Consider the following 26925-nt stretch of genomic DNA (forward strand, 5'->3'; position numbering starts at 1 on the left):
CATAACGGCGTTGGTGAGTGCTAACGCGAAGCAAACTCGAAACTACGTTCGTAATCGATAACACCGTCAACCCACCGCGCCCGGTGCCGCTCGCCGGGAGCGAGTTCGTCACTGCCATCGTATCCCGCATCGCCCGGGTACAGCATGACCACATTTTCCGGGTCTTCTGCGAGAATCTTGGGATAAAAATACGGCGCCCTGCGTGCATCCGCTTTGGCTATCGCCTGGGCAGTTGTCTCGCTTTCGGCGACATCGAGCAGACTCACAACAGTTGGGGGCGGCAGTCTCAAGCGACCCGCTTTGTGTTCGCTCACCGCATGCCGAGGGTTTATCCAGACGGCGTCCACCATTTCCTCGCCATCAACCTGCACAGACGCATCCGCGGGTAAGACAGCAATAAAAAACCACGTCGCGAACCGCCGTTTTTGACCCGCCGGTGTCAACCAATGAGAGAACGTTGTCAGCGACTCAACTTCAAGCGAGATGCTGGCCTCCTCACTTAACTCTCGCAGCCCACCCGCAGCTGCGCGTTCAAGCTCCGTATTACCCGTGTCTTCTGCATCGATTTTTCCGCCGGGAAACATCCATACATCAGCCATATTTTTTGCGTTGGAATTCCGCTTCAGCAGCAGGATTTCAAGCCCTTGGCCACCGTCTCGAATGAGTAGAATTGTGGCCGCTAAGACAGCACCATCGCGATCCCCTATCGGCAGATCAATGCTGGCTAGCATAGTTACAGTCAAAACATTGGAGATAAATGTGCTTTGGATCCTGAAGTTGCGACAGCGTCACTAACGGTTCTTGAAAAGGGGCAAGCCACGCCACAGCGTTTTGTAATGTCGCAGGCATCGCCACCTCCAAATTCTTACCTAGCTCCTCCAAAACCAACTGTTGTGGCGAAATGGGCGCACCAAATCGCTCCGCCTTGTAGTCATCAAGTCCTGCAAGTTCCGCGGCGGCCCTAATCGCATCGTTTAAACCGCCAAGCTCATCCACGAGGCCAATCTCGAGCGCTTGGCGGCCGATCCACACTTGACCGCCGGCGATGGCATCGACTTGCTCAACAGTCATGTCTCGTCCGCCCGCAACCAACCCCAAAAACTCGTTGTAAACACCGTCGATCATCGCTTGGAAAATACGACGCGTGTTCTCATCCAAGGGCTGTGCTGGATCAAACCCACTGGCCATGTTCGTCGTTCCAACGCCATCAACAGTAGCACCGAAATAGTCGAATACGCCCTCGATCGTTGGAAAAACAGAAAAGGCGCCAATGCTGCCGGTAATGGTGGTTGGCAACGCCCAAATTTGATCCGTCTCAGCCGCAATCCAATATCCGCCCGATGCCGCGGCGCCCCCCATCGACGACACAACAGGGACTCCTGCTTCTGAAATTTCCTGCACTTTTGTGCGAATTTCCTCAGAGGCAAAGACGCTACCACCACCCGAGTTTATGCGCAGAACAATGGCTGCTGCATCTGACTCCATTGCCTCTGTTAGCTGATTGACGATCGTCTCACTACCAGCAGAACCTTGAATACTCTCGCCCGGTATCAATGTGCCCTCCACGGGCACCACGGCAATCGTTGCCACGGTCTCATCGCGGGGTTGCCGAATATCGATCAGGTAACGACGAAGGCCCACCAAAACGACGTCGCCGTCATCATCGACCGCGTCCACGATCTCTGTCACACGGACATCGACCTCATCACCGCTCAAGAGCGCATCGACATAGCCCTCTTGCAAAAATACCTGAGCTAAGTCGCCCCCATTAGCTTCAAGCCTTGCGGGGAAGTCATTAACGAATGCCGTCACGTCGCCCTCGGACTTACCGCGCCCCTTCTCTACTTGCGCCGTGTAATCGTCCCAAAGGCTATTGAGCCACCGTGCGACGACAATGCGCTCCTGCGGTGACATGTCATCACGGAGATAAGGCTCTACTGCCGATTTATTTTCACCGGCTCGAAAGACATGGAATTTGACCCGAATATTGTCCAAGAACTGCTTTAAATACGTGCGGTAAACACCAAAACCCATCAGGCTAATACCACCCTCCGGGTGCAAAATAATCTCATCTGCTTGGGCGGCAAGTAGATAGTGTGACTGACTAAAGTAATCACCTACGGCGACAATGGGTTTTCCTGACGCCGAAAAACGTTCGATCGCTTGGATAATCTCCATCGCCTGACTAGTGGAGGGCCCTGCCAGATCCTCAAGGTCCAGTACGATTGATGTAATACGTGAGTCAGCAGCTGCTTCGTCGATAGCCTCAATCAACGAAGACAGCAGTACCTCACCTGCCAGCTCACTGGCGAAGAGCGCATCGACGGGCTCCAGTGGTGTTCTGCTCTCAACCAGACGCCCCTTGGGGGCAATTAACAACCCTGCCCGCTCAGGTAACGGCTCAGGTACGGTCTCCGACAAACTTATCGAAAATGCGGTGATGAAAATACCGAGGAACAAGAGCGGTACTAAAACCGTGATCGCCTTACTGATACCCGATAAAATCCGCCATACTGCTTTGAGTAAATCCATCTACAACCCTCTTTATTCGCTCGCTTCCTCGTTGCCTCGCTTCTCGCGTCCCCGGAACCGGAGGTAAGCGGTGCAGACTGAGAAGAGCAAAACGACAATTACTAATCCGCTCATCACAATAGGGTTATGAGGTCGTGCAAAGGCATCCTCAACCGCACTGATGAAATAAAACAATAGCAACAAACAATACCAAATGAGCCAGTGAAGATTATCCCTGGCGACACCGATAAGAAATAACAACAGCGGTGCAATTGAGATCAACCAAACCGGCCATCGGGCGCCTAATTCAAACACTTCTAATCCACCCTGAATGATCAGACCTGCACTCAGCATCCAAAGGGTTGCCCAGAGTCGACCTGTAAGCTTTCCACGTGGGGTCATGAAGGAATCTCCATTAAGGCAAGACGAGCAAGGCGTTTACCCAGTGTTTGGCACAGGGCGGTCTCGTGCTCGGAGAGTTCCCCATCAGAACCGGCCTCAGCCCAGTGACTGGCGCCGTAGGGCGTTCCCCCCGTCCGCGTGGCATGAAGCTCCGGGGCACTGTAGGGCAACCCAACGAAAATCATGCCGTGGTGTATGAGTGGTAAAGCCATACTGAGCAATGTTGACTCTTGGCCACCGTGAAGCGAAGCCGTTGATGTGAAGACACCCGCGGGCTTATCGACTAACGCACCGCTTATCCAAAGAGGCGAGGTGCCATCGATAAAATATTTAAGCGGTGCCGCCATATTTCCAAATCGTGTGGGGCTACCCAATGCAAGCGCAGAGCAATGACGAAGATCCTCTTCCTCGCAATATATCGGCCCAGTATCCGGCACCTCTGGAAGAGTCGCCCCGTCAGTCTCTGCACTGACCGGGGGTACAGTCCGCAGCCGTGCCTCAACCCCCGGCACCTGCGAGACGCCCCGAGCAATTTGACGAGCCATGGTCTCAGTGGAACCGTGACGCGAGTAGTAAAGGATCAGAACATACGGCGCTTCCACCGGCCACCTCACGAAAAAAAGCAAAGATGCACAATATCACGTCGTCACCGCGAGTCGGACCTCGTTATAATGGCGATGTCCATAAAAAGACAGGGCGATATGCGGTCACTCAAACTATTAATCATAGCCTTTGTACTGGTAACAGTCGGAAGCTGTTCAGGCTCAGACGACCTATTTGACGGCGATAATTGGACTGTCATTAATTACTGGGCAGTTTGGTGTAAACCTTGTCGAGAAGAGATTCCCGAGCTTAATCACCTCAATGGCGTCACAGGCATTGAGGTGCTGGGTGTCAATTTTGATCGTAAATCGGGTGAGGCGCTGCATTCAGATGCCCTAAATTTAGGTCTCGAGTTCAAAAACATTAAGGATCCAAGCCACCAATTGGGTATCGAACGTCCCAATGTACTGCCCACCACGGTCGTTTTATCACCGTCGGGAAACGTTGAGGCTGTACTTGTCGGACCGCAAACCAAGGAGACGATCCTTGAGGTAATAAGATCTGACAAGGGTTAACGATGGCGCAAAAAAAACGCCGACTAAATAGTCGGCGAATATAAAGGAGCCACTCAAATCGGGAGATGATCTCTCACCTGTCCCCCAGACGTTTCCCTTGCACTGCGCCCGCCGCACTGCCGCCTGATGGACATAATTTAAGAACACTCGGATAGGCAAAAGTTCACAAATTTTTTAAAAAAATTAATCCGCGCGCCAAATCGCTGACGCCGCCTGCCCGCTCCCCGATGAGACGGTCAGCTCAACCTCAACTAAATCGGGGTCGGCCTCCGCAGCAATAAGCTCAGAAAGTAAGAGTTGTGACAGCTCCTCAACCGTGACATTCGTGACCGGCAACACCCAAGTTTCATCCGCTAAAAACTTCAAGACTCGACCGGCAAAGTGCGCATGGATCTCGTCACCCACCCGCTCAATAGTTTGATAGGGCGAGAATTCAGGTAACAGCATGTACTCGTCGTAACGATCACAAAGCGCCTTAATTCGGCGCTTGTAGACGTTGTAGTCTGCCGAGAATCCGTTTTCACCCATGGCGGCGACGATGCGCGTGGTCAGAAAGTAGTTATGACCATGCAAACGTTCGCGCTCCGTTGCAGAAAAAATTGTGTAGTGGGCAGCGGAAAACTTGTGCGCCTGCTTATCGATGTGGAGAGTGACCAACCTAGACAATGAGCAATTCCTTATACATTTGTGTTTTGCATTAATGCGCTGAGCGGCGGCTATTTCGCCCGCTCAGTGCTCGTAGCACCAACCCCTGATACTCAGACAGGCGCCGCAACATCCTCTCGTCAGGTAAGTGTCAACAAGATAGAGACGATTGCCTATACGCTTCGTGCAATCCTAGCCGATCATCAGCGCGTAGGATAATCTCTACCTAAATTAGCGTTAGTGTGAGTGCAATGAGCAAAACAGCAATCATTACCGGTGCAAGTTCGGGAATCGGAGCCGCAACCGCTCACCGATTTATTGAGCTTGGCCATAAGGTCATTAATATCGCTCGGCGCGCGAGCCCTGTTGAAGGTGTTATCAACATTAGTGCGGACTTAAGCACGGAAGAAGGTGCTAAGCGTGCAGCGCTTGAAGCTGCCGAGTCCGCCGTCAAAGGCGAATCCATATCCTTGGTGCACAACGCATCGTTGATGCTCAAAGACACGGTTCGCGAATGTGATACGGCTGATTTGATGCGTGTGCTGGCAGTGAATGTGGCAGCGGTCAACACCCTCAATCGAGAGCTGTTACCCCACATGGTAGCTGGATCAAGCATCCTGTACGTCGGCTCGACTTTATCTGAAAAAGCAGTCGCTGGCGCACACAGTTACGTCATCAGTAAACACGCGCAGCTGGGCCAAATGCGCGCGACCTGCCAGGATTTGATCGGCGCTGAAATCCACACGGCGATGATCTGCCCCGGATTCACTGATACGGAAATGCTCAAGCAACACTTAGGCGGGGACACCGAATTGATGCATGAAATAGGTTCCCAAAATAGCTTCGGACGTTTAGTCACACCCGACGAAATAGCGAGTGTCATAACCTGGGCGCATCAGAGCCCTGTGGTTAACGGCACAGTAATTCATGCCAATCTGGGACAAATGGAACGGTGAGTTTGGAAGTGACACTCAGTGCGGGGGAACTAACGGAGCGTCGCGAGCGCGTTTTTCTCGTCCTCGCCGGTGTATTTTTGTCTGCCATGACGTTGTTGAATGTGATCGGCATCACCAAGTTCATACAACTCGGGCCACTCGCCCTCGCTGTTGGCGTTCTTCCCTATCCGCTAACGTTTCTGTGTACCGATCTGATTTCAGAGCTGTACGGGAAGTCGCGCGCCAATTTTCTCGTTACGGTTGGCCTCTTCATCAATGCTTTTATTTTATTAGTGATGACGGCGGGGCATTACGCGGCATCGGTTGACCCTTCAAACATGCCACCCTGGCAAATTCTCCAGCTTTCCCAACCCGTACCCCTTCCCTCGGGCGGGACGCTTGAGGGCAGCGTCGAGCTATTTACGCTTATGTATGCAATGACAAGCGGCGCTGTCACAGCTTCTATGGTTGCCTACATCACGGCACAGTATTGTGACGTCCAGCTATTTCACTTCTGGAAACGGGTGACTAAAGGTAAGCACCTTTGGATCCGCAACAACTTCAGCACGCTTCTCAGTCAGTTAGTCGATTCAATAATGGTCGTAACCGTGACCTTTGGCGCTGTTTTCTTTCGCGGCGAAATCGCTTTCCAGACACTGTTGCTTCTGATTGCCAGCAACTACGGATTCAAAGCCGCAGTCGCCCTTTTGGATACCATCCCGCTCTACATTTTGGTCGCACGATTGCGGCGTTATCTCGTCTTGGACGAGGGTGAGTTAGCGGCCAGTGAACCTACCGGCTAATTGACTGATCACCTCACTGCACCTAGCGCACGGTGTATTGGCATGTGCTTTTTTTTGCCCTAAAGCCCGAGTGTCTTCAAAAACGGGATAGTAGGCGTTCGCTGCTCGATGAGACTTGAGAGCTCAATTTTCTCGATTGCCACCAAGGCATCAACAGGTGTATGCCTCAAGCGCCGGTTGAGATAGCGAGCGACCTCCTCGGTAAGAATCAGTCCTCGATGCTTTGCCAAACGAATCAGCAACGACTCGAACGCATCCATCTCCCAACTTGGCAGCCTAAATCCAGTCAGCAAAGCAAGCCGCGAGGTTAGGTCTGGCAGTAAATCCGAGAGACCTGAGATCGCAGTCTTTGATGAGACAACAAGAGGCGTTCCCGCTGCCACGCAACGGTTAAAGCAGTGAAACAACCCCTCCTGCCATTCGGGCTTGGTAATAGACAAATGAACATCGTCAATCAGAACCGCGCTGCTGCTTTCAATACCCTCCAGCATGGCGCTCGGCATGGCATCCATTACGACACCCAACGGAATATAACTCGCCCCGCGACCAAGCTGTGCGCAAACAGCCTGCAGTAGGTGGCTCTTTCCCAAGCCCTCCTCACCCCAAATGAGCACGCCAGGCGGTGTTAATGCCGGACTGCCCACCAATGCGTGCTCCAATAACTGAGTCTCACTCCTGGAAACCCAATGCTCCCAGGTTGCGTCCGGATCAGTGGAAATGGGCAGCACAAGCTGCGTCGGGTTGGGGTCCATGAGGGCAGCTCACTCCCCGAGATAGGTATCAGTGGTGAGGTAAACCCCAACCAATCGCCGACAAAACACGAGTAGAACAGCCGCCACAGGTAAGGCGATCAAAATGCCAGTGAACCCGGCGAGTTGCCCACCCGCCATCAGAGCAAAAATAACGGCGACAGGGTGGAGCCCAATGCGATCCCCTATCAGCATTGGAGTCAGCGCGAAGCTCTCGATGAGCTGACCGAAAATAAATACTGATCCGACGAGGCCCAAGGCCCATAGATCCAGACCGAATTGCAGATAGGCGACGATCAGTGCACTACCGATACCGATGACTGCGCCCGCATAAGGAATAATGCTGGCTGCGCCCGCCAAGAGACCGAGCGCGACGGCATAGTTTAAACCGATCAACCAAAGGCCCGTGCTGTAGATCACTGCCTGAGCACTCATGACGACCAACTGGCCCCGTACAAAAGCCTCCAGGACTGAGTGCGCATCGTTAATAGCCGTTTTAACTCCTCGCACCATTGCACGAGGCACTAGTTTCATGATGGCCGCCATCATGACGTCCCAATCTCGCATCAAATAAAAAGCGACAACGGGCACCAGGGCCACGTTGAGAAGGCCAGTGAGGAGTGAGAGGCTCGAGGCGGTGACTTGTTGCACGACGCCGCCCGTCATCTTACCGACTGAAGACCAGTGTTCGCTAAGACTTGTCTGCCAATCGATCTCGGGTAGGTTGATGGGCGTCAGACTGAGCCAAGCCTGTAGTTTTGGCACCGCAACCAATGCTAACCAGCGATAAGCGTCAGGAATACCTGCAGCAACATCGGATAGTTGCTGTAAGAGGATGGGAGCGACCACAGCTATTATCAGGATGAGCAGTCCTATGAAGAGTGCAAAAACGATCGCCACACCACTTGTGCGTCCAAAGCCACGATTTTCAAGGCGATCAACCATAGGATCCCCCAGATAAGCGATCAAGGCGCCAATCGCGAACGGCATTAAAATGTCTCTCAGCCCAATTAGGGCAACGAGTGCAAGGGCTGTCACGATCGCGATACCCAGCCATGGCGTTTGTGAGGGCTTATAACGCTCGAGGTCGCTCATTAGAAAGACTCCCAAATCAATTCAAGCTCGCCACGACGTGTAACGGGCTGAGCCAGCAGGCCCGAGCGAGAAGGAATGAGTCGTGCAACTTGCTCCGCCGAAGGAACACCCACAACGCGATAAATCACCGTGTCACCGTTCAAGGAGTCAATTCGTAAATCAACGAGCTGTCCGAGCTCATCAAAGACACTGGATATGGCGCGATAATCGGCATAGGACTTAACGCCTTTGACAGACACGGCAATTGCTTCTGACATCTCGAACTGCTGCAAGGTCACAGCCAGTGAATCACGCATCGCATCCACTGCCAAATCGACACCGCGATCCCAAATATCGGAGAGCTCAGTGGCCCGAAATTGCAGGTTCTCTGACTGCTCTGGCCCAACGTAGTACCAGTCAACCAACTTGCTTCCGTCGCTCAAATCGATCCAACGCCCCACCAGCGCGTGCTCCGTTCCATATCTCGCTGAGGCACGTCTAACTTGATCGAAGTCTCGCTCCCAAATAGCGTTTACCGACAGCGCAGCAGAATCGGCGAGGTCTAGCAGTGGAAAACGGACCTCTACTCCACGTAACTCCAAGCGCTCCAGCGAAGGCGCCAGCAATTCCACATCGTCCGATCGGGCAGCAAAACGCCTTGAAAACGGCTCATCGAGTGCTAACCAAATTACCAGCGGCGGCCGACGCTGCTCCCAGTACAATATCGAATGGTCTCTGAACAAACTTCTAACAAACGCATCGTCGAATTCGAAAAAGACACGGGTGCCACCGGCCTGATCATCTTGGTAGCTGTAGAGCAACACATGTGACTGCGCGTTTTGTACCGCTTCGTTAAATGGCGCCTCATCTAAGATTTGCTCATCCCCTGAAACTCTTACAAACACCCGGGTCAGAGCGTCACCAGCAGCTCGCGCCAACTCACCCGCACTGCGGTCCTCAACAGCCACCGCCTCGGCGAAAAATTCATCCGCCGCGAGCGCGATGCCACTACCGAACAAACACGCGGTGGTGATCAAAATTACCAAAGGGTTAGCGTAAATACGTCTCATATTTGCAGTTTACCAGCGAAAGTTGCGTTGGTCGCTTTCCTCAAGTAAAGGCAACGAGTAATCTTCCCGACCATACGAGAGGGACGTTATGACAGACCGGCAACAAACCCAAGGATTAACTTACAAAGATGCGGGCGTTGATATCGACGCCGGCAATGCTTTAGTAGACCGTATCAAACACGTTTCAAAAGCTACACGGCGTCCTGAAGTGCTCGGTGGGCTCGGGGGCTTCGGTGCACTTTGCGAAATTCCAGAGGGCTATCGCAGCCCAGTGTTGGTATCCGGTACCGATGGCGTTGGCACGAAACTTCGTCTGGCAATGCAATTGGGAAGGCACGACACGATTGGCATCGACTTGGTTGCCATGTGCAGCAACGATATCGCGGTTGTGGGTGCTGAGCCCCTCTTATTTTTAGACTACTACGCGACTGGAAAACTCAATATTGATGTGGCCGCCAAGGTCATTGAAGGCATCGGGAAAGGCTGCGAATTGGCAGGTGCTGCGCTGGTGGGCGGCGAGACGGCTGAGATGCCAGGCATGTATGAAGGTGAGGACTATGACCTTGCTGGCTTTTGTGTCGGTGTCGTTGAGAAAAATCAAATAATCGATGGCCATAAGGTTGCGCCAGGGGATGTCATCATAGGCATTGCGTCGTCCGGCCCCCACTCAAACGGCTACTCGCTTATCCGAAAAATTATTGATATCTCGGGCGTTGACCTTGCGAGCCCCTGCGGATCAACAACGCTTGCTGATGCGTTAATGGCGCCCACACAAATTTACAATAAACCCCTCCTTGCGCTTCAGCGCGAGATAAAGCCCCATGCGCTTGCGCACATTACGGGCGGGGGTCTGTTAGAGAATATTCCGCGCGTGCTGCCTGAAGGGTGCTCAGCCGTTCTGGATAAGACCTCTTGGGATATGCCGCCAGTATTCACATGGCTTGCAGAGGCGGGGGGCGTCGCTGAAGAAGAGATGCACCGAACCTTTAACTGTGGTGTTGGCATGACGGTAATCGTCGGTCCAGCAAAAGCTGAAGCGGCCATCCAGCTTCTCAGTGATCACGGCCTAGACTGCTGGGAGCTGGGACGCATCGAAGCTGGTGATGGCTCGGTCGTATTCAGTTCCTGAGTGAAGCCCACTGAGACGGCCTTAGGACATATCCTTGCAAGAGTCGATTACAACGCCCGCGAAGAAATCATTGAAGAACATTGTCATTCTGATTTCGGGCCGGGGCTCAAATATGGAAGTCTTCCTAGAGGCTGCCACTAGCGGAGCGCTTGCGGGAAACATTGTCAGCGTCATCAGTAACCGACCCGACGCTCAAGGCATCATCACCGCCAGAAATCGTGGTATTGCGACAACTGTTATTGATCACCAACAGTTCGCAACGCGCGAAGCTTTTGATGCGGCGCTCGCAGACGAGGTCGCGGCTCATAACCCTGACGTCGTTGTCCTTGCGGGCTTCATGCGCATTTTAACCCCCGTCTTTATCAATCGATTTTTAGGCAAGTTGGTGAACATTCACCCGTCTTTGTTGCCTAAATACGCAGGTCTGCATACGCATCAACGCGCCATCGATGCGGGTGATAAAGAAGCGGGAGCCACTGTGCACTACGTAACCAATGAACTTGATGGGGGTCCTGCAATCCTGCAGGCGCGAGTCAACATAGCGAACACTGATGATGCTCAAACACTCGCTTGTAAGGTGCTTGAGGTTGAACACCTTATATTTCCCGAGGCGGTAAATTGGCACTTGCAAGGGCGTGTAGTTCACGCAAACCAGGGCGCACAACTCGATGGTGAGCTCTTGCCACCCACGGGTGCCCAGTGGAAACACCCCCGTGGTGAATAAACACTTGTCACGGTGTTTTGGCTGGCAAATGACCGCCGCCCTCTCGCTCGTTATGACTTCCATAAATTGTTCATCGGCTTTAGCTGAGGCGTTCAAAATAAGGCCCTTTGAGGCCGTATATGAGACAAGCGCACTCGGCATGACACTCGATTTAACGCGAACATTAGTGCGCGAGGGCGATGTTTACCGCCTAAAGAGTAGCGGTAAAAATTTTCTCATTAAGATGGATGAATCGGCCGAGTTCCGAATAAACGAAACCGGTATTGAAGGCATCCGTTTTGATTCAAAAGTCAGGACCTTGAAGACCAACAAGCGCTCCGTTGAATTCGATACAGAGAATGGTTTAATCAAAAGCTTGAAGCGTGGCAAGTGGACCGAGCACCCCTTGTCACCCGGCATACTCGATCAGTTTTCGCAGCAACAGCAGCTGCGACTGACACTTATGCGCTCGAGTGAACCACCCAGCACCTTACAGTTCCGTGTCGTGGACGGTGCCAAGATTAGTGATAAGTCTTGGCTTAGATTACCCAATGAGACCCTAAAAACACCGCTCGGTGAAATAGATACCGTTCGCTATCAGGCGCAACACAAAAATCCTAAAAAACGGGCCTCGGAGATATGGCTGGCACCCAGCCTCGACTACCTGATGTTAAAGACGAAGCACGTCGAGGGCGCCTCAACCATTAAAGTGGACATTAAGACACTCACTTGGCTGGATTAGGTGGCATTTTCCGCCCACCGCTAGTGACAACGCGCCCGCACCCCATGCACTGAGTTTAAACCGCGTCCTTTTGGTTCAACCAAGATGATGTGCAGAGCAGAATGCCAATCGAGACTGGGGGCACCCATGGCGTCGCACCACGCCTTAAACCCGAATACTTACTCGGCTTTTTTTGTAGGGCTTGGATATCCCGCCCCTAGGCTACGTGGCGAGTTGCTCAAAAAGACTTATGTCTTTGGCAACGTGACGCCCGTCTGCCCCTGGTATTTTCCTCCACGGTCAGCATAGCTCGTCTCGCAAACCTCGTCAGACTCAAAGAACAACATTTGCGCTACGCCTTCATTTGCGTAGATTTTTGCAGGCAGCGTGGTGGTATTGGAAAACTCGAGTGTGACATGCCCCTCCCACTCGGGTTCTAGTGGCGTCACATTTACGATAATGCCGCAGCGTGCATAGGTCGACTTACCCAGACAGACCGTCAATACATTCCGGGGTATTCTGAAGTATTCGACCGTGCGAGCGAGCGCAAACGAGTTGGGTGGTATGACACAAACATCGCTCTCGACGTCAACAAAGGAGTTGCTATCGAATGCCTTAGGGTCAACCGTTGCCGAGTTAATATTAGTGAAGACTTTAAATTCACGAGAGCAACGCACGTCGTAGCCATAGCTGGACGTACCGTAGGAAATCAGCTTTTCACCGTCCTTGTGTCTGACTTGCCCTGCTTCAAAGGGCTCAATCATTTTGTGCTGATCGGCCATTCGACGAATCCAAAGATCTGACTTAATACTCACATTTACTCCTGAAGTTTTTTGTTACTGAGCCGGGCTTACCATGCCTAGTCAGTCATGCTTATAGTGGGCGCTGCAGGGCGCGCAGCCTTATCCAGCGATGCCATAATGACCGATGCGGCATCACGGTAAGCTAATGCGCCTGCGTTATCTGGCTCTGCAAGAACAATCGGCTCTCCTGCGTCGCTAGTTTCGCGAATACGTCTCGACAGAGGAATATTCGCAAGCAAACGCGAATCGTATTCATTTGCTAGGTTCTCGCCTCCCTCGCTGCCAAAAATTGGGTCTTCATGACCGCAATTAGAACAGACATGCGTCGCCATATTCTGAATCATCCCGAGCACTGGCACAGAGACTTTATTGAACATTTCAACAGCGCGCCTTGCGTCAATGAGTGCAATATCTTGGGGAGTGGTGACTACGACGACACCGGAGAGTTGTGTTCTCTGAGAGAGTGTTAACTGAATATCGCCTGTGCCCGGTGGCATATCGACAAATAAAACATCCAGATCACCCCAACGGGTGGATTCAATCATTTGCTGAAGTGCTCCGCTGGCCATCGGCCCGCGCCAAACCATGGCTGTTTTTTCACGTGTCAAAAAGGCCATCGACATCGAAGCGACTCCCTGCGCCTCAATGGGAAGAAAAATCTTTTCTTCAACCACCTCAGGCATAACGCCGTCTGCCACACCCAGTAAGCGGGCTTGGCTCGGTCCATAGATATCGGCATCGAGCAGTCCCGCTTTAAAGCCGAGCTGTGCAGCGGCCACCGCGAGGTTCACGGATACGGTCGATTTACCCACACCACCTTTACCAGACGCTATGGCCACGACATGCTTAACTGTGCTGACGCCCTGCACTATTTTAGCCTCCACCGAAAAAGTCGCGAGTATATATCAGCAGCTCTCCGATAGGTGATATGTAATCAGTTGTGAACAAGTGACAACAGCTGTTCCCGATCGTCCTGTAACGCTACAATAGCGCCCGTTTTACAGTGAGCCCATAATCAATGTCATCGCGCAAGATACTCGTCACGTCTGCCCTGCCCTACGCTAACGCTCCATTGCACTTGGGGCACATGTTAGAGCAAGTGCAAACCGATATTTGGGTAAGGTTTCAACGCTCACGCGGCAACCATTGCCAGTATGTCTGCGCCGACGACGCTCACGGTACCGCCATCATGTTGTCGGCGGAAAAACAGGGCGTCACCCCCCAAGCCCACATCGGAAATATTAAGGCGTTGCACGAAGCCGATTCAGCTGGTTTTCACATTTCGTTCGACAACTACCATTCAACGCACTCGCCTGAAAATAAAGCCTGGTCTGAGACGATTTTCCAACGTTTGGAAGCCAACGATCACATTGCTGTGAGAAGTGTTGTGCAAGCCTACGACGAGGTAAAAGGTCTATTTCTGGCCGATCGCTTTATTAAAGGTACGTGCCCAAAATGTAAGACCCCGGACCAGTACGGCGATAATTGCGAAGCCTGCGGCGCGACTTACTCGCCCACGGAAGTCATCGATCCAATCTCTGCCTTGTCCGGTTCCACACCCGTCGAAAAAGCATCTGATCATTTATTTTTCAAGCTGAGCGCCTTTCAAGAGCTCTTGGCGGATTGGGTCTCGGGTGAGCAACTGCAGACGCCGATTGCTAATAAACTTCGAGAATGGATTGATGCTGGACTCCAGGATTGGGACATCTCGCGAGATGCACCCTATTTTGGCTTTGAGATCCCGGGGTATCCCGAAAAGTATTTTTATGTGTGGCTGGACGCACCCATAGGCTACATCGCGAGCCATCAAAATCTGTGCGCGCGAACCGGGGATGATTTCGAGAGCTTCTGGCAGCCGGGTAATGACACAGAGCTCTATCATTTCATCGGCAAGGACATCATTAACTTTCACGGGCTGTTCTGGCCCGCCATGTTAGCGAGTGCTGGACTGCGTCAGCCGACTGCGATTTTTGCGCACGGGTTCCTAACCGTAGATGGGACCAAAATGTCAAAAAGCCGCGGTACGTTTATTATGGCGTCCACCTACCTTGACCACCTCGACGCGGAATATCTCCGCTATTACTTTGCCGCGAAACTCAGCCCTAATGTCGACGACATGGACTTGAATCTCGAGGATTTTATACAGCGAGTTAACAGCGATCTTGTTGGCAAAGTAGTGAATATCGCGAGTCGCTGCTCGGGGTTCTTGCGTAAACGCTTCGACAACGAAATCAGCACTACTTGCAGTGAGCCCGCGTTTATCAATGAGCTTATCAGTGCCGGTGATTCGATTGCTGCTCTCTACGAAACGCGCGATTTCCAGCGCGCAATGCGTGAAATTATCGCCCTGGCGGATCGCGCAAACCAATATATCGATGAGAAGAAGCCGTGGGTTCTCGCCAAAGAAGAGGGTCGCGATCAAGACGTTCAAGATGCCTGCTCGGTGGGTATTAACTGTTTCAGGGTACTCATGACTTACTTGAAGCCCGTTCTGCCGGTTATGGGACAAAAGAGTGAGGAATTCTTGGGGCTAACGCTTAACTGGACTGACCTGCAAGGCCCGCTGGAAGGTCATAAGATCAACAAGTTCTCGCCACTAATTCAGAGAATCGACCCCGAGGCTGTGACAGCCATGGTGGAAGCGAGTAAGCATTAAACCGATAACGCCAGGCACTATTGCTATTCCAAACTATCACTGTTCGATCGCCTTACTATTCCTTACTATTAGGTGCAGTTGAATGAGACAGGTCAAAAAGCCTGCTGGAGTAAGATGCTAGGGGACTATGCCGTACTGCTGGTTGCCGCAGTGCTGGTCAACAATTTCGTACTGGTCCAGTTTTTGGGCCTGTGCCCCTTTATGGGCGTTTCAAACAAGCTCGATACGGCAATCGGTATGTCCGCCGCAACGACCTTCGTTCTAACACTTGCCTCGGTTTGCAGTTACCTCACGTATCGCTACTTACTCGAACCGCTCGATTTGACGTACCTTCGAACACTATCGTTTATTCTCGTGATCGCGGTCGTTGTCCAATTTACGGAGATGGTTGTCCGAAAAACCAGCCCGCTGCTGCACCGGGTGCTTGGTGTTTATTTACCCCTCATCACAACGAATTGTGCGGTTTTGGGTGTTGCGCTGTTGAACATCAATCAAGCGCACAACTTTATGCAAAGCCTCATCTATGGCATGGGCGCGGCACTGGGATTCTCCTTGGTGCTGGTGCTGTTTGCTGCGATGCGCGAACGCCTCGTCGTGGCTGACGTTCCCGAAGCCTTCCAAGGTGCCGCGATTGGTATGGTCACCGCTGGGCTCGCGTCGCTGGCTTTCATGGGCTTTGCTGGGTTGGTCTGATGATTGAGATGATTCTCGCCAATCCGATATTGCTAGCACTCGCCGCATTGGTGGGTATGGCTATCGTTTTCGGTGCGCTTTTGGGCTTTGCGGCTGTCCGCTTTGAAGTTGAAGGGAATCCGCTCTCCGATCAAATCAATAGCATTCTTCCACAAACGCAGTGCGGCCAGTGCGGCTATCCCGGTTGCAGGCCTTACGCAGAGGCGATTGCCGAGGGTGATTCGATTAACAAGTGCCCTCCGGGTGGCGAAGATACCATTCAAGCGCTGGCAAACTTGTTGGACGTTGAGCCCGAGCCACTGGATGCAGAGCACGGTATCGAAGCCGAGCCCACCGTTGCCTTTATCCGGGAGGATGAGTGTATTGGTTGCACAAAGTGCATTCAGGCGTGTCCTGTTGATGCAATCTTGGGTGCAGCCAAACAAATGCACACCGTTATTATCGATGAGTGCACGGGCTGTGACTTGTGTGTTGAGCCCTGCCCTGTCGATTGTATTGACATGATTCCAAGGAAAGGCGGTATTCAGCATTGGTACTGGCCACTGCCCAATGAAGCCTCCAGCGATAACCTTATTGCCACTGACAGGCCTTCAGAGAATACGCGGGAGCAGGCCGCGGCATGAGGCAGATCTTTGATATTCATGGTGGCATTCATCCGCCAGAACGAAAGGAGCTTGCCGACCCGGGGTACGTTCACGAAATGCCGCTACCCTCCAAGCTAGTGCTCCCTATTTCCCAGCATATCGGTGCGCCCGCAAGACCTGTTGTGGAAGTGGGTGACGCCGTAAAAGGCGGGCAAATGATTGCTGAAGCGCAGGGCCCCGTCAGCGTGCCCGTTCACGCACCCAGCTCAGGCACCGTCACTGCCATTGAGTCACGTGCTGTGCCACACGCTTCTGGCTTAACCGCCACGTGTATTGAGATCAGCTTGGACGGCAACGATAGCTGGATAGACTTAAAAGGCCTTGAGGATTGGCGTGAGACACCCAAACCTGAGCTCGTCGAGCGCGTTCGTCAAGCCGGTATCGCAGGTCTCGGCGGTGCAGGATTCCCGACAGCCATTAAGCTCGCCTCCGACCGTGAGCTCGGCATTCACACGCTGATCATTAACGGCACAGAATGCGAGCCATACATCTCGGCGGACGATACCGTCATGCAGTGTTGTGCGCGCGAGATTGTTGAGGGAGCGGAGATCCTCGCTCACATGGTTGGCGCACAGAACATCATTCTCGCTGTCGAGGACAACAAGCCGGAGGCTGCTGAGGCAATGGCAAACGCCGCCCAAGCGCTTGAGATCGCCGATGTGGTGACCTTCCCGACTAAATATCCCTCGGGCGGTGAAAAGCAGCTCATTGAGATTCTATTCGACATGCAGGTTCCCTCGGGCGGCATCCCCGCTGACATTGGGATCCTGTGCCAAAACCCGAGTACGGCTGTTGCGGTTCGCGATGCACTGATTAACGGTAAGCCCCTGACAGATCGGATTACGACTGTGACGGGCATGTCATTGAAAAAACCTGGCAACCGCCGTGTCATGCTGGGAACGCCCATTCGTGAACTGCTCGATGAGGCGGCCTTTGATGCCGAGACGGCTGACCGGGTCATTCATGGTGGCCCCATGATGGGCTTTGCAGTGACTGACCTCGACATGCCGGTGGTAAAGATCACCAACTGCATACTGGCGCCAACGCGCACTGAGATACCCTCTCCACAGCCACAACAGGCCTGTATTCGTTGTGGTATGTGTGCCGAGGCTTGCCCGGCATCGCTCCTACCGCAACAACTGTATTGGTATGCACGCGCCAAAGATAACGAGCAACTTGAGCGACATAACCTACTCGACTGTATCGAATGTGGGGCGTGTGCCTACGTGTGCCCAAGTCATATTCCGTTAGTTCAATATTATCGCTCGGCAAAAGGTGCGATTCGGGAGGCCGCAAATGAAAAAGTACGGTCCGACAACTCGCGTTTACGGTTCGAAGCGCGTCAAGAACGTTTAGAACGGGAAGCGGCCGCAAAAGAAGCGAAACGTGCAGCCAGAAAAGCGGCCGCCGAAGCGCGCGCAAAATCGGGAGATGATCCGGTCCAAGCAGCCATCGAGCGTGCAAAGGCGAAAAAAGCCAGTCAGGAGGCAGAGCAATGAGCCTCATGCATGTCTCATCGCCTCACGTACACAAGCCTGTGACATCGGTTGAACAGGTCATGAAGCAGGTCTTACTTGCGACAGTTCCTGGCGTTCTTGCACTCACCTGGTTTTTTGGTCCGGGTACACTTGTGAACATTGTGTTTGGTTCTATGTTGGCTCTGGGATTCGAAGCTTGGGCGCTGTGGTTACGAGGTAAAGACTTTAAGTCGCCGCTCAAAGACCACAGTGTCATCGTAACGGCAACGCTGCTTTGTATTGCACTGCCTCCCTATGCGCCTTGGTGGTTAGTGGCGGTTGGAATAGGTGTTTCAGTTTTGCTGGGTAAGCATGTATTCGGTGGGCTGGGATACAACCCCTTTAACCCGGCAATGGTGGGATATGTCGTGTTGCTGGTGTCATTCCCTTTGCAAATGAGCTCCTGGACAGAACCCCGCGGGGTTGGCGAGGTCCCGGGACTCGTCGATGCCCTAACCGCGCTCTTTTTGCCAGCAAGCTTCGACGGTGTGACGGCAGCGACGCCGCTGGACCTGTTCCGACAAAACGCGGGCATGCTCTTTGATGATCTAATGATGTCAAAAACGGAGCTTGCAGGTCCCCTCGCGGGAGTTGGGTGGGATATCGTCAATCTCGCCTTCCTCGCCGGCGGTATCTGGCTGCTTCGCCAGCGTATTTTTACCTGGCATGCACCTGTGGGCATGCTGAGTGCACTCACTATTTGCGCCCTGTTGGGCTTTGATGAGGGTAGCTCTACCGGTGGGGGCTCTGTCCTATTCCATCTGTTCAGTGGCGCTACAATGTTCGGCGCGTTCTTCATTATCACGGATCCTGTCAGTTCAGCCGTCTCGAATCGAGGTCGACTCATATTTGGCGCAGGTGTGGGTGTATTGGTCTATCTCATACGCGTAAATGGCAATTACCCCGATGCTGTCGCATTTGGCGTGCTGTTGCTGAACTTTGCCGCACCGTTTATCGATCAATACACACAGCCCCGGGTATATGGCACCAAAAAAATTGAGGTCGACGAGTGAGAACGGTTATTTCGAGCCTGATTGGTGCCGCGCTTCTCGCTGCTTTTGCCGCAGTCGGGTCGGGATTAATCAGCGGCGTCTACGAGCAGACCAAAGCACCCATTGCCGCGGCAGAGCGCGCCGCAGAAGCGCGACAATTGCTGGAGATTTTTCCCGCCCTTACTCACGATAATCAATTGATCGACGATACTTTTAATCTCGACGCCGATGGACCTTTGCTAGCGCTGCGCGAGCAAACATCAGGGTATCGAGCTCGCAAGAACGGTGAGGTCGCAGGTGTGATTCTTCCTGTCACCGCACGCGACGGTTACAGTGGTGACATACGGTTACTGGTCGGTGTCTACCGGTCAGGGATGGTTGCTGGCGTTCGTGTACTGAGCCACCGGGAAACGCCAGGACTTGGTGATAAAGTTGAGCTTAAAAAGTCACCTTGGATTTTGTCCTTCGACAGCAAAACCTTGGTAAAGCCCTCGCTAGAGCGATGGGCTGTCGTAAAGGATGGCGGTGAGTTCGACGCGTTTACAGGAGCGACCGTCACGCCTCGCGCTGTCGTCTCCGCCGTCAAAAGTGCCTTGGAATATGCGCAAACGCATAAACAAGACCTATTCGAGCTCGTCGAAGAGGATGCATCATGAGCACCCAAAGCTATCGCCAGATCACCCACAATGGACTGTGGAAAAACAATCCAGCGTTGGTGCAGTTATTAGGACTCTGCCCTCTACTTGCCGTCACTGCGAGTGTGGTCAACGCATTGGGGCTTGCAGCGGCGACGCTGTTCGTCTTGGTCACTTCCAACTTGTGCGTATCACTCATTAGAAACGTCGTCACAGAGTCGATTCGTCTTCCGGCTTTTGTGCTTATTATCGCTGCCGCGGTGACCGGCACAGAATTGCTGATGCAAGCCTACGCGTATGAGCTTTATCAAATTTTGGGTATTTTCTTGCCGCTTATTACAACCAACTGCGTCATCCTGGGTCGCGCGGATGCCTTTGCCGCTAAAAACCCTGTCGCACCGGCTGTCGCTGACGGATTCATGATGGGCATGGGTTTCGGCTTGGTACTGGTAGTACTGGGGGCGATTCGAGAATTACTTGGCACGGGCGCCGTATTTGCCAATATGGATTTACTTCTCGGGTCTATGGCCGCCGACTGGACCTTGGTTGTAGCGGAGGACTACACAGGTCTTTTATTAGCGATTTTGCCACCAGGGGCCTTTATTATTACAGGCCTCTTGATCGCCGCGAAAAATGTTATCGATACACGAATAGAGAACATGCGGCGCTCTGAGACCACTGTCGAAGTAGGCAGTAAGCGGGTCCGTGTTACGGGAGAGATCGCCTAGTTCTGTTGGGAATCTCCAACGACCAAGGTCCCTAGAAGCTCATCGACCGATGCATCATCAAGCCCTGCGTCGTCTTTATGGCAAACGTAGGTCACGAAGAGCAGTAAGCTCTCTGAACCCAAATACCATTCTCGAACGGCTGCGCCATCCTCAGTGTAGTGCCCATTTACACCCGAAAAAGCGCCGATATTAACCGCTGTCCAATGAGGAACCTCGGGCGATTCAATGCTTGCCATGTCCTGAATCTCTTCAGGCATTACCTTTCCCGATTGCTTGTGCAACGTGGTTATCTCAATTTCACCGACCTCGTCCTGATCCGTAATTCGTACGATGTCGTCTTCAGTCTCAGCCTGCCACTCAGCTGGCAACATCAAACACCAATGGTCCGTCTCTAAAATATTCACTGATTCTTTACCTCTTAATCGAATCGTGACGCATCACAAGCGCGTCCTCTCGCCCCTGTGATGTCGCGTAGTAACCTTCTCGGCGGCCAATGGTGGCAAATCCAGCATGCTCATACAAAGTAATTGCTGCCACATTTGAGTCTCGCACCTCCAAGAAAACCGATTTGACGCCAGACACATTCAGGGTCCTCAATGTCTCCCCCAATAAAAAACGGCCAACGCCTTGCTGTCTTACAGATGTGTCTACGCGAAAGTCGATGATTTCGGCTTCATCCCCAAGAACATTAAGCCAAATAACCGCAATTAGCCGGTTAGATGAGACGACACACCACGCCGCACCCGAAGGCTTGCGCGTCAGTTCCTGCAGGAACGTGAGCGATGGTCCGTCGGTCTGCTGATAGATAAGCGAGAGTTGCGCTGAATCAGATGGCGCTAGGCGTCGGCAAGTAAGATCTGTAAACGTCGAGACCAATACTAATCGAGCTCAATGACCCTGAGGGGTTTTAGCGCCTGCCAGGCCTCGCGCTTTAATGAGGCGTTGCTCAGCATCGCTAGGGTGGAGGGAATGACCACCGCCGACTGAGCAATACGGTCTGACAAAAATGGACACGTCCCCATAACCACTACGCGTTTTGCATTTACCTCGCGGGCCATACGTTGAATAAGTCCCTGGAGCGCTTGCTTGGCTGACTCCGCATCGGACGCCACAGCCGATCCCCCACGCATGGGCCAATCAAACTGTTGCTGCCTAATGGACGCTTGAGGGCTGATAGCCCGCGCCATCGCGTTAATCAACGCCAACTGATCTTGGCGAATAAGGCCATCCGACAATTGCTCAATCCATAAAAAAGGACCTGCCGATGCCAAGAGCATGGAAAACCTCACCGCCTCGGAACGTTCACGCACGGCGGCTGACGTAACCGGGGTTGGCGCTGCTGTCTTGCTGCGTCGAGAAGCCGTCTCAGCCGCGACTGCACCCGTTTCACTCGAATGATCCGACACTAATGAGGGGCTGCTAGACTCGACCTTTTGGCGCACTGCGGGCGCCGCACCGGGTAAATCGAACCGCGAGACATACACGTCGATCCCCATTGCCTCTAGGGCTTTTCGACGCGCCATCTCGGCGGCAACAACCGATGGGGCAGCGGGCACGATGTCGGACACTTCACTCATCAGTAGAGTGTCTCACGAGCCGATGTTGAGTTGTATCGATTTTGGGGACTTCACGACCATGGAGCGATTAACTAAACCCATTTTCAACGCGGACTGCACTATCCAGACAGCCCCTTAGCGCGCTGCTTTTCACACGACATCGTCGGATAAGGGAAAGATGGCCAGAGACGAGACCACTACCGAGACGCACTTTTAGCAGACTCGGTTTTTACCTTGCGCTATCCTTGCGACTCTGGGTTTAGAAAAATAACAGGTAATAAACATGTCGCTTATTCCGGCGGAGCAGCACTTCGCTGTATTCACGGCTATTTTGGTGCTGTCAGCCATGGCCTTTGCCTCTGAACGCACTGTCATTGGACAGAAAATCACAGGCACTGTGGTTGTTATTCTGTTGGCGATCACGGCCGCTAATCTTGGAGTCATCCCTCACGCTGCGCCCGCATACAGCTTCATCTTTAGCTACATTGTACCCATGCTTATTCCACTGTTCCTGTTTCAGGCAGATGTGCGCAGATTAGCAAGAGAGGCCTCTCGAACGACTGCAGCCTTTCTCGTCGCAACGCTCGGCACGGTAGCCGGTGTTGTGGTTGCCGCCCTGGTGCTTGATCTTGGGCAATTGGGTAGCGCATCCGATTTGGCGGCCGAGCGACGGGAAGCAGGCGTGGTCGGACTCTTCGCATCCACGTACATCGGGGGCTCCGTCAACTACGCGGCGCTGGGTGAAATTACGGGCTTGAGTAAAGACGCGTCATTCTTCTCAGCCGCCACAGCGGCCGACAATCTTTTCTCGGCTGTTTTTCTGAGCATTATCGCGCTGATCCCCGGAGCACTTTGGGTGACTCGCCATTTTGTGCCACACACCCCGAGCACTGACATTGCTATTGAAAAGACTGAGGTCACACCTGCAAGTATCGTGTACTCGCTTGCCGCAGCCGGCAGCATTGTCGCCCTCACTGATTTTCTATGTTGGTGGTTGGATCTGCCAAGTTGGCGATACGCCATCATGACCGTTATTACCGTCGGTATTGCGACGGGCTTCCCACAGATAAGGCTCTGGTTTGCGGGTGCGTTTGAGATCGGCGTAGCGTTGTCATTTACCTTTTTTGCTGCGATTGCGGCTGGCGCCAATATTCAAGCCATGATTAGCGTTGCCCCATTGCTCATTGTGCTGGTGATGATTCTGCTGAGCGTACACCTCCTTGTGCTACTTACACTGGGTCGCAAATTAGGCCTCACTATTCCTGAATTACTAACCGCCAGTAACGCAGCCATACTCGGTGCAACCACAGCACCGGCTATGGCGGCGGCAAAAGGGTGGCACGATCAGGTAACGCCGGGCGTATTAGTCGGGGTGATCGGTTACGCGCTTGGTACATTTATTGGCACCGCGCTATTCCAGCTCTGGTAGGGATAAGGGCAGACGATACAGACGGACCCAATTTGACGAAAAAGACGGGTCATCGAAGTTTCATAAATCAAACGTAAGATTTTATTAATCTTTGAGACAGCACAAGACGTAACACTAAGGATAAAAACTGGGTAAGCACACATGGCTATCACCAATACCACCGCCATAAACGATCCTCGATTCTTGCCAGAAGTGGATCCAATGTTCGAGTACTACATCGTGGAAAAGCCACGACTGACGTACGAGTCGCCAGAGGATGGCCCATTGACCCGTGCCCTCGTACGGGTGCTTGAAGGCTTTTTAGGGCGTCACGAAATGGAGGCACATTATCAGCGCCTCAAAGCCATGGATATTGATTCAAAAACGTTTTTTCGCGAGGCCTTTAAACTCACCAACATCACGCTTGATGGTGACACAAGCGCGCTGGGCAACATCCCAAAAGACCGTCCCGTTTTATTCATTGCCAATCATCCGTTTGGTGTTATCGACGGTCTTATCATGTGCAATATGGCACTCGACTTGGCCGACGATTTTCAGGTCGTAATCAACTCACTGCTCTGTCAGGATAGGGACTTAGTACCGCATTTTCTCCCCATTGACTTCACGGAAACCAAAGACGCGACGAAGCGCAATGTGCGGTCCAAGCAATTAGCAGGGAAAGCGCTGTCAAACGGTACTCCCTTGATATTATTTCCTTCAGGCCATGTCTCAACCGCTGACGCACCGGGTTTCGGCGATGTCATTGATGCCCCCTGGACCACCTTCATCGCCAAGCTCGTCATGCAATATCAACCCACAGTCGTTCCTGTGTTCTTCCATGGACAAAACACCCGACTGTTCCATGTTGCTTCGAATATCGCAGAGCCGTTTCGCATGGCGATGCACATGCGCGAAGCACTCAAACGTTTTGGGACCACGGTCTCGCTAGATGTTGGTGTACACCACTCGCCCGAGGACTATGCGCATATTCGTAGCCGGCAAGAGATGACACAACATTTCTATGACATTGTTCAGGGGACTCGACGCCCCCGCTGAGCACTTTCTTGCACGCTTCGCTATGTGCCTACCCAAGTCCCGTGGTACTCAGACAAGGACAAAGAGTGCGAAAATACCTAGCCAAAGTAGGAAGCTACGATCAAGCAGTCTGAAAAGACCGCTTAGTCGCTCATAGACCGCTAACTCGTTCTTATCACCCTCTAACGCCGCGTCAACGGCATCCTCGAAAAACTCAGCGGTGCTTGGTTGAAGCGAGGGCCCCTTCTGAATGACATGGCCCAAGGTCTTATCAAAGTCGCCAAAGACGGCAAAACTCAGCGCCATAAGTCGCGAGGGCAGCCACTCGATAACACGCATAACAGACTCGCTGACAGGGAATGCTGTTCCTTGCGTTTCATGCGCCAATCGATAAGCGACAGCACCGGCTGGCCCCATCAAAAAGAAGTAAATAACGGGGCCGAACCATCGCTGCATCGCCATTTTGCTAAAAAATATGGATGCCTCACCACAGAACTCAGCGTCGTCATGAGCTTCGCCATCACTCTCAATCGCGTCAATCACACTCGCCGCACCGGCGCTATCGCCCGCTCTCGCCCGCGCTAAAACGCGTTGCGTGAGTGTTGGATAATCCTCTCGTCCAAACGAGTAAAAAAGTGCGGCGGTACCAAACAGCAGCATCGCAGCACCGCCAAACAGACCCTCGAAAATCATGAAGAGAACCGCAAATGCCGCCGTGGGGGCACCCACGAGCCAAAGCAATACACTATTTGCACGACTGGCGTCGTCTATCTGCGCTCTAAATGGACTCTGGACGTCGATGGCATGCAGCGGACCACCGGGGCCCATGAACCAATACAGCCCAGTTGCCACCATGAACGACAAAAACGCGAGGTAATCCAAGTTCACTCTCCCCTAAAACTTATTGGTACTAGATGCCTGGCAGTTCTCCGACGCCGAGGTCCTCACTCAAACGATGCCAATCAAACCCTGGCCCGGGATCGGTTTTTCGGCCCGGGGCAACATCACTGTGCCCGACAATCGCTGTGGGCTCAACGTCAGGGTGAGCCTGTCGGCAAGCTTTCACGAGCGCCTCGAGCGCCACGTACTGCGCGTCGCTGTAAACATGGGTATCGGTCCCCTCAAGTTCAATGCCAATACTGAAATCATTGCACTGAGAAAAACCGCGCCAACTCGATACGCCTGCGTGCCAGGCGTTCTCAGTCGTGGCCACAAATTGCACGACCTCACCATCGCGTCGAATGAGGAAGTGCGCCGATACATTTAGGTGGGCTATTTCTGCAAAGTACTCGTGTGCCTGAGAATCAAGCGTATTGGTAAACAAGGCTTCAATATGAGGGCCGCCAAACTCACCGGGCGGCAACGAAATATTGTGTACGACCAGGAGCCTTACTGACACCTCCGGCGGCCTTGGCGCGCAGTTGGGCGAAGGCACGTGTTTACACCCCTGAAGCCATCCACTCACAATTTGCCCGTATTTATTGCCGGTCACGTAAAAATCTTCGCCTGCCTTGTGTTTCAATACCACATGATATCAGGGCTCGCCAAAAGGACACTCCCGCGTGCTGACTCAAACCGACATTAACCCTATCGTAAAACTCGCACTCGACGAGGATATCGGCAGCGGTGACATCACTGCCGCCCTAGTTTCACGTGGAGATGCCGCTCATGCGACGGTGATTACACGCGAGGCTGGGGTCTTGTGCGGGACACAGTTTGTGGACGCGGTTTTTAACGCGGTAGACCCGGGCGTTAGTGTGAAATGGAACAAAGCCGACGGAGACAGGCTCACGCCGAACGACGTGCTGTTCACTTTGGCGGGCAATGCACGAAGCATTCTGACTGGTGAGCGTGCCGCGCTGAACTTTCTGCAGATGCTCTCGGGCACCGCAAGTTACAGTGCGTCGCTAGCGAGCATCGTTCAGGGAACCAAGGCTAAGTTACTGGATACGCGAAAGACTATTCCGGGATTTCGAAATGCCCAGAAATACGCGGTGACCTGTGGTGGCTGTTTCAATCACCGTATCGGCTTATTTGATGCCTTCCTCATCAAAGAAAATCACATCGCAGCCTGCGGCGGTATTCGGCAAGCAATCGAACAAGCGCGCCAGAGTGCGCCTGGAAAACCCATAGAAATCGAGGTTGAGAACCTTCAAGAACTCGAGCAAGCACTCACCGCCAAGGCGGATCGTGTGATGCTAGACAACTTCACGCTTGACGATATGCGTCGAGCCGTAGCGATGACGAAGGGAGAAGCCGAGCTTGAGGCGTCGGGTAATGTCACTGAGGCGACCTTAAGAGGTATTGCCGAGACAGGTGTAGATTTCATCTCCATAGGCGCCTTGACCAAAGTGGTGATGCCACTCGATCTATCGTTACGTCTCAGCTCCTCCTAAAT

The 26925-nt window shown here is 52.9% G+C and carries 31 protein-coding genes; 16 read left to right on the forward strand and 15 right to left on the reverse strand.

The annotated features are described in order from the left end of the window. Positions 1-20: 20 nt before the first annotated feature. From E0F26_RS11770 to wrbA, 4 genes are read right to left on the reverse strand one after another with little or no spacing between them, the layout of a single operon-like run. Entirely contained in the window at positions 21-731 is a 711-nt protein-coding gene (locus tag E0F26_RS11770; RefSeq protein ID WP_279241858.1) for an NUDIX hydrolase, read from the reverse strand. Further along, on the reverse strand, positions 715-2532 hold the full coding sequence (gene sppA, locus E0F26_RS11775) for a signal peptide peptidase SppA (protein WP_279241859.1): 1818 nt from the start codon (positions 2530-2532) through the stop codon (positions 715-717). Before sppA ends, E0F26_RS11770 begins: the two co-directional genes overlap by 17 nt. A gap of 12 nt (positions 2533-2544) precedes the next feature. Beyond that, the gene (locus E0F26_RS11780) at positions 2545-2913 is read right to left on the reverse strand and encodes a DUF2069 domain-containing protein (RefSeq protein ID WP_279241860.1); all 369 of its coding nucleotides are present in this window, start codon (positions 2911-2913) and stop codon (positions 2545-2547) included. Next, positions 2910-3515 carry an NAD(P)H:quinone oxidoreductase gene (gene wrbA, locus E0F26_RS11785; RefSeq protein ID WP_279241861.1) on the reverse strand — a complete coding sequence of 202 codons (606 nt, stop codon included), beginning with the start codon at positions 3513-3515 and terminating at the stop codon, positions 2910-2912. The genes E0F26_RS11780 and wrbA overlap by 4 nt, the downstream gene beginning before the upstream one ends. A 99-nt stretch (positions 3516-3614) precedes the next feature. On the opposite strand from wrbA, the gene E0F26_RS11790 reads away from it, so the two are divergent. Beyond that, positions 3615-4031 (forward strand): TlpA disulfide reductase family protein, encoded by a 417-nt coding sequence (locus E0F26_RS11790; RefSeq protein WP_279241862.1) that lies wholly within the window; start codon positions 3615-3617, stop codon positions 4029-4031. 183 nt (positions 4032-4214) lie between these two features. Here the strand turns inward: E0F26_RS11790 and E0F26_RS11795 are convergent, their stop codons facing one another. Beyond that, positions 4215-4697 (reverse strand): 6-pyruvoyl trahydropterin synthase family protein, encoded by a 483-nt coding sequence (locus tag E0F26_RS11795; protein WP_279241863.1) that lies wholly within the window; start codon positions 4695-4697, stop codon positions 4215-4217. A gap of 230 nt (positions 4698-4927) precedes the next feature. On the opposite strand from E0F26_RS11795, the gene E0F26_RS11800 reads away from it, so the two are divergent. Then, positions 4928-5632, forward strand: coding sequence for an SDR family NAD(P)-dependent oxidoreductase (locus tag E0F26_RS11800; RefSeq protein WP_279241864.1), 705 nt, complete (start codon positions 4928-4930; stop codon positions 5630-5632). An 8-nt stretch (positions 5633-5640) separates the two neighbouring features. Beyond that, on the forward strand, positions 5641-6414 hold the full coding sequence (locus tag E0F26_RS11805; protein WP_320416200.1) for a queuosine precursor transporter: 774 nt from the start codon (positions 5641-5643) through the stop codon (positions 6412-6414). A 59-nt stretch (positions 6415-6473) separates the two neighbouring features. Here the strand turns inward: E0F26_RS11805 and E0F26_RS11810 are convergent, their stop codons facing one another. The 3 genes from E0F26_RS11810 to E0F26_RS11820 are packed head-to-tail and all read right to left on the reverse strand — an operon-like array spanning position 6474 to position 9307. Next, positions 6474-7166 carry a DnaA ATPase domain-containing protein gene (locus E0F26_RS11810; protein WP_279241866.1) on the reverse strand — a complete coding sequence of 231 codons (693 nt, stop codon included), beginning with the start codon at positions 7164-7166 and terminating at the stop codon, positions 6474-6476. 9 nt (positions 7167-7175) lie between these two features. Beyond that, positions 7176-8258 (reverse strand): AI-2E family transporter, encoded by a 1083-nt coding sequence (locus E0F26_RS11815; protein WP_279241867.1) that lies wholly within the window; start codon positions 8256-8258, stop codon positions 7176-7178. Further along, positions 8258-9307 (reverse strand): DUF2066 domain-containing protein, encoded by a 1050-nt coding sequence (locus E0F26_RS11820; RefSeq protein WP_279241868.1) that lies wholly within the window; start codon positions 9305-9307, stop codon positions 8258-8260. The genes E0F26_RS11815 and E0F26_RS11820 overlap by 1 nt, the downstream gene beginning before the upstream one ends. Positions 9308-9395: 88 nt before the next feature. Here E0F26_RS11820 and purM point away from each other — a divergent pair, with 88 nt between their 5' ends. Genes purM through E0F26_RS11835 form a run of 3 tightly spaced genes read left to right on the forward strand, consistent with a single transcriptional unit; the run spans position 9396 to position 11881 of the window. Then, on the forward strand, positions 9396-10436 hold the full coding sequence (gene purM / locus E0F26_RS11825; RefSeq protein ID WP_279241869.1) for a phosphoribosylformylglycinamidine cyclo-ligase: 1041 nt from the start codon (positions 9396-9398) through the stop codon (positions 10434-10436). Positions 10437-10470: 34 nt separating this feature from the next. Beyond that, positions 10471-11160: a phosphoribosylglycinamide formyltransferase gene (gene purN, locus E0F26_RS11830; protein ID WP_279241870.1), complete on the forward strand. Its 690-nt coding sequence runs from the start codon at positions 10471-10473 to the stop codon at positions 11158-11160. After that, a complete protein-coding gene (locus E0F26_RS11835; protein ID WP_279241871.1) occupies positions 11150-11881 on the forward strand; it encodes a DUF3108 domain-containing protein in 732 nt (243 codons plus the stop codon). The genes purN and E0F26_RS11835 overlap by 11 nt, the downstream gene beginning before the upstream one ends. A 227-nt stretch (positions 11882-12108) precedes the next feature. Here the strand turns inward: E0F26_RS11835 and dcd are convergent, their stop codons facing one another. Both dcd and E0F26_RS11845 read right to left on the reverse strand, forming a co-directional pair. After that, positions 12109-12675 (reverse strand): dCTP deaminase, encoded by a 567-nt coding sequence (dcd, locus tag E0F26_RS11840; RefSeq protein WP_279241872.1) that lies wholly within the window; start codon positions 12673-12675, stop codon positions 12109-12111. Positions 12676-12719: 44 nt separating this feature from the next. Then, on the reverse strand, positions 12720-13532 hold the full coding sequence (locus E0F26_RS11845; protein ID WP_320416188.1) for an Mrp/NBP35 family ATP-binding protein: 813 nt from the start codon (positions 13530-13532) through the stop codon (positions 12720-12722). 149 nt (positions 13533-13681) lie between these two features. Between E0F26_RS11845 and metG the strand changes: the two genes are divergently transcribed. The 7 genes from metG to E0F26_RS11880 all read left to right on the forward strand — a co-directional run bounded on the left by metG (position 13682) and on the right by E0F26_RS11880 (position 20528). Continuing rightward, on the forward strand, positions 13682-15319 hold the full coding sequence (gene metG / locus E0F26_RS11850; RefSeq protein WP_320416189.1) for a methionine--tRNA ligase: 1638 nt from the start codon (positions 13682-13684) through the stop codon (positions 15317-15319). Between the two features lie 114 nt (positions 15320-15433). Next, on the forward strand, positions 15434-16012 hold the full coding sequence (rsxA, locus tag E0F26_RS11855; protein ID WP_279241873.1) for an electron transport complex subunit RsxA: 579 nt from the start codon (positions 15434-15436) through the stop codon (positions 16010-16012). Next, on the forward strand, positions 16012-16635 hold the full coding sequence (gene rsxB, locus E0F26_RS11860) for an electron transport complex subunit RsxB (protein ID WP_279241874.1): 624 nt from the start codon (positions 16012-16014) through the stop codon (positions 16633-16635). The genes rsxA and rsxB overlap by 1 nt, the downstream gene beginning before the upstream one ends. After that, on the forward strand, positions 16632-18155 hold the full coding sequence (rsxC, locus tag E0F26_RS11865; protein ID WP_279241875.1) for an electron transport complex subunit RsxC: 1524 nt from the start codon (positions 16632-16634) through the stop codon (positions 18153-18155). The genes rsxB and rsxC overlap by 4 nt, the downstream gene beginning before the upstream one ends. Continuing rightward, the gene (locus tag E0F26_RS11870; protein WP_279241876.1) at positions 18152-19186 is read left to right on the forward strand and encodes an RnfABCDGE type electron transport complex subunit D; all 1035 of its coding nucleotides are present in this window, start codon (positions 18152-18154) and stop codon (positions 19184-19186) included. Before rsxC ends, E0F26_RS11870 begins: the two co-directional genes overlap by 4 nt. Next, entirely contained in the window at positions 19183-19821 is a 639-nt protein-coding gene (gene rsxG / locus E0F26_RS11875) for an electron transport complex subunit RsxG (RefSeq protein ID WP_279241877.1), read from the forward strand. The genes E0F26_RS11870 and rsxG overlap by 4 nt, the downstream gene beginning before the upstream one ends. Next, the gene (locus E0F26_RS11880; RefSeq protein ID WP_279241878.1) at positions 19818-20528 is read left to right on the forward strand and encodes an electron transport complex subunit E; all 711 of its coding nucleotides are present in this window, start codon (positions 19818-19820) and stop codon (positions 20526-20528) included. Before rsxG ends, E0F26_RS11880 begins: the two co-directional genes overlap by 4 nt. Here E0F26_RS11880 and E0F26_RS11885 read toward each other — a convergent pair. From E0F26_RS11885 to E0F26_RS11895, 3 genes are read right to left on the reverse strand one after another with little or no spacing between them, the layout of a single operon-like run. Further along, complete coding sequence (locus E0F26_RS11885; RefSeq protein WP_279241879.1) at positions 20525-20932, reverse strand: hypothetical protein; 408 nt, start codon at positions 20930-20932, stop codon at positions 20525-20527. The two genes, E0F26_RS11880 and E0F26_RS11885, sit on opposite strands and share 4 nt — an antisense overlap. A gap of 7 nt (positions 20933-20939) precedes the next feature. Beyond that, complete coding sequence (gene rimI / locus E0F26_RS11890) at positions 20940-21404, reverse strand: ribosomal protein S18-alanine N-acetyltransferase (protein WP_279241880.1); 465 nt, start codon at positions 21402-21404, stop codon at positions 20940-20942. 2 nt (positions 21405-21406) lie between these two features. Next, the gene (locus E0F26_RS11895) at positions 21407-22105 is read right to left on the reverse strand and encodes a hypothetical protein (protein ID WP_279241881.1); all 699 of its coding nucleotides are present in this window, start codon (positions 22103-22105) and stop codon (positions 21407-21409) included. Positions 22106-22367: 262 nt separating this feature from the next. Here E0F26_RS11895 and E0F26_RS11900 point away from each other — a divergent pair, with 262 nt between their 5' ends. Next, positions 22368-23513 (forward strand): DUF819 family protein, encoded by a 1146-nt coding sequence (locus E0F26_RS11900; RefSeq protein WP_279241882.1) that lies wholly within the window; start codon positions 22368-22370, stop codon positions 23511-23513. Between the two features lie 141 nt (positions 23514-23654). Then, a complete protein-coding gene (locus E0F26_RS11905; protein ID WP_279241883.1) occupies positions 23655-24548 on the forward strand; it encodes a lysophospholipid acyltransferase family protein in 894 nt (297 codons plus the stop codon). A gap of 48 nt (positions 24549-24596) precedes the next feature. Here the strand turns inward: E0F26_RS11905 and E0F26_RS11910 are convergent, their stop codons facing one another. Both E0F26_RS11910 and ampD read right to left on the reverse strand, forming a co-directional pair. Continuing rightward, positions 24597-25409 (reverse strand): hypothetical protein, encoded by an 813-nt coding sequence (locus E0F26_RS11910; protein ID WP_279241884.1) that lies wholly within the window; start codon positions 25407-25409, stop codon positions 24597-24599. Between the two features lie 28 nt (positions 25410-25437). Next, positions 25438-26019 carry a 1,6-anhydro-N-acetylmuramyl-L-alanine amidase AmpD gene (gene ampD, locus E0F26_RS11915; protein ID WP_279241885.1) on the reverse strand — a complete coding sequence of 194 codons (582 nt, stop codon included), beginning with the start codon at positions 26017-26019 and terminating at the stop codon, positions 25438-25440. 70 nt (positions 26020-26089) lie between these two features. Here ampD and nadC point away from each other — a divergent pair, with 70 nt between their 5' ends. After that, positions 26090-26923 (forward strand): carboxylating nicotinate-nucleotide diphosphorylase, encoded by an 834-nt coding sequence (nadC, locus tag E0F26_RS11920; RefSeq protein ID WP_279241886.1) that lies wholly within the window; start codon positions 26090-26092, stop codon positions 26921-26923. Positions 26924-26925 lie beyond the last annotated feature (2 nt).

The sequence above is a fragment of the Candidatus Paraluminiphilus aquimaris genome, assembly GCF_026230195.1.
In the GTDB taxonomy this organism is placed as follows: Bacteria; Pseudomonadota; Gammaproteobacteria; order Pseudomonadales; family Halieaceae; genus Luminiphilus; species Luminiphilus aquimaris.

Bases quoted from the DNA above. Each gene is read 5' to 3' on its own strand.
- rsxB (WP_279241874.1), top strand. From the start codon at position 16,012: ATGATTGAGATGATTCTCGCCAATCCGATATTGCTAGCACTCGCCGCA.
- E0F26_RS11895 (WP_279241881.1), bottom strand. From the start codon at position 22,105: ATGAGTGAAGTGTCCGACATCGTGCCCGCTGCCCCATCGGTTGTTGCC.
- E0F26_RS11790 (WP_279241862.1), top strand. From the start codon at position 3,615: ATGCGGTCACTCAAACTATTAATCATAGCCTTTGTACTGGTAACAGTC.
- purM (WP_279241869.1), top strand. From the start codon at position 9,396: ATGACAGACCGGCAACAAACCCAAGGATTAACTTACAAAGATGCGGGC.
- metG (WP_320416189.1), top strand. From the start codon at position 13,682: ATGTCATCGCGCAAGATACTCGTCACGTCTGCCCTGCCCTACGCTAAC.
- E0F26_RS11870 (WP_279241876.1), top strand. From the start codon at position 18,152: ATGAGCCTCATGCATGTCTCATCGCCTCACGTACACAAGCCTGTGACA.
- E0F26_RS11815 (WP_279241867.1), bottom strand. From the start codon at position 8,258: ATGAGCGACCTCGAGCGTTATAAGCCCTCACAAACGCCATGGCTGGGT.
- rsxC (WP_279241875.1), top strand. From the start codon at position 16,632: ATGAGGCAGATCTTTGATATTCATGGTGGCATTCATCCGCCAGAACGA.
- rsxA (WP_279241873.1), top strand. From the start codon at position 15,434: ATGCTAGGGGACTATGCCGTACTGCTGGTTGCCGCAGTGCTGGTCAAC.
- E0F26_RS11905 (WP_279241883.1), top strand. From the start codon at position 23,655: ATGGCTATCACCAATACCACCGCCATAAACGATCCTCGATTCTTGCCA.
- E0F26_RS11780 (WP_279241860.1), bottom strand. From the start codon at position 2,913: ATGACCCCACGTGGAAAGCTTACAGGTCGACTCTGGGCAACCCTTTGG.
- E0F26_RS11820 (WP_279241868.1), bottom strand. From the start codon at position 9,307: ATGAGACGTATTTACGCTAACCCTTTGGTAATTTTGATCACCACCGCG.
- E0F26_RS11880 (WP_279241878.1), top strand. From the start codon at position 19,818: ATGAGCACCCAAAGCTATCGCCAGATCACCCACAATGGACTGTGGAAA.
- E0F26_RS11810 (WP_279241866.1), bottom strand. From the start codon at position 7,166: ATGGACCCCAACCCGACGCAGCTTGTGCTGCCCATTTCCACTGATCCG.
- E0F26_RS11900 (WP_279241882.1), top strand. From the start codon at position 22,368: ATGTCGCTTATTCCGGCGGAGCAGCACTTCGCTGTATTCACGGCTATT.
- E0F26_RS11800 (WP_279241864.1), top strand. From the start codon at position 4,928: ATGAGCAAAACAGCAATCATTACCGGTGCAAGTTCGGGAATCGGAGCC.
- E0F26_RS11770 (WP_279241858.1), bottom strand. From the start codon at position 731: ATGCTAGCCAGCATTGATCTGCCGATAGGGGATCGCGATGGTGCTGTC.
- sppA (WP_279241859.1), bottom strand. From the start codon at position 2,532: ATGGATTTACTCAAAGCAGTATGGCGGATTTTATCGGGTATCAGTAAG.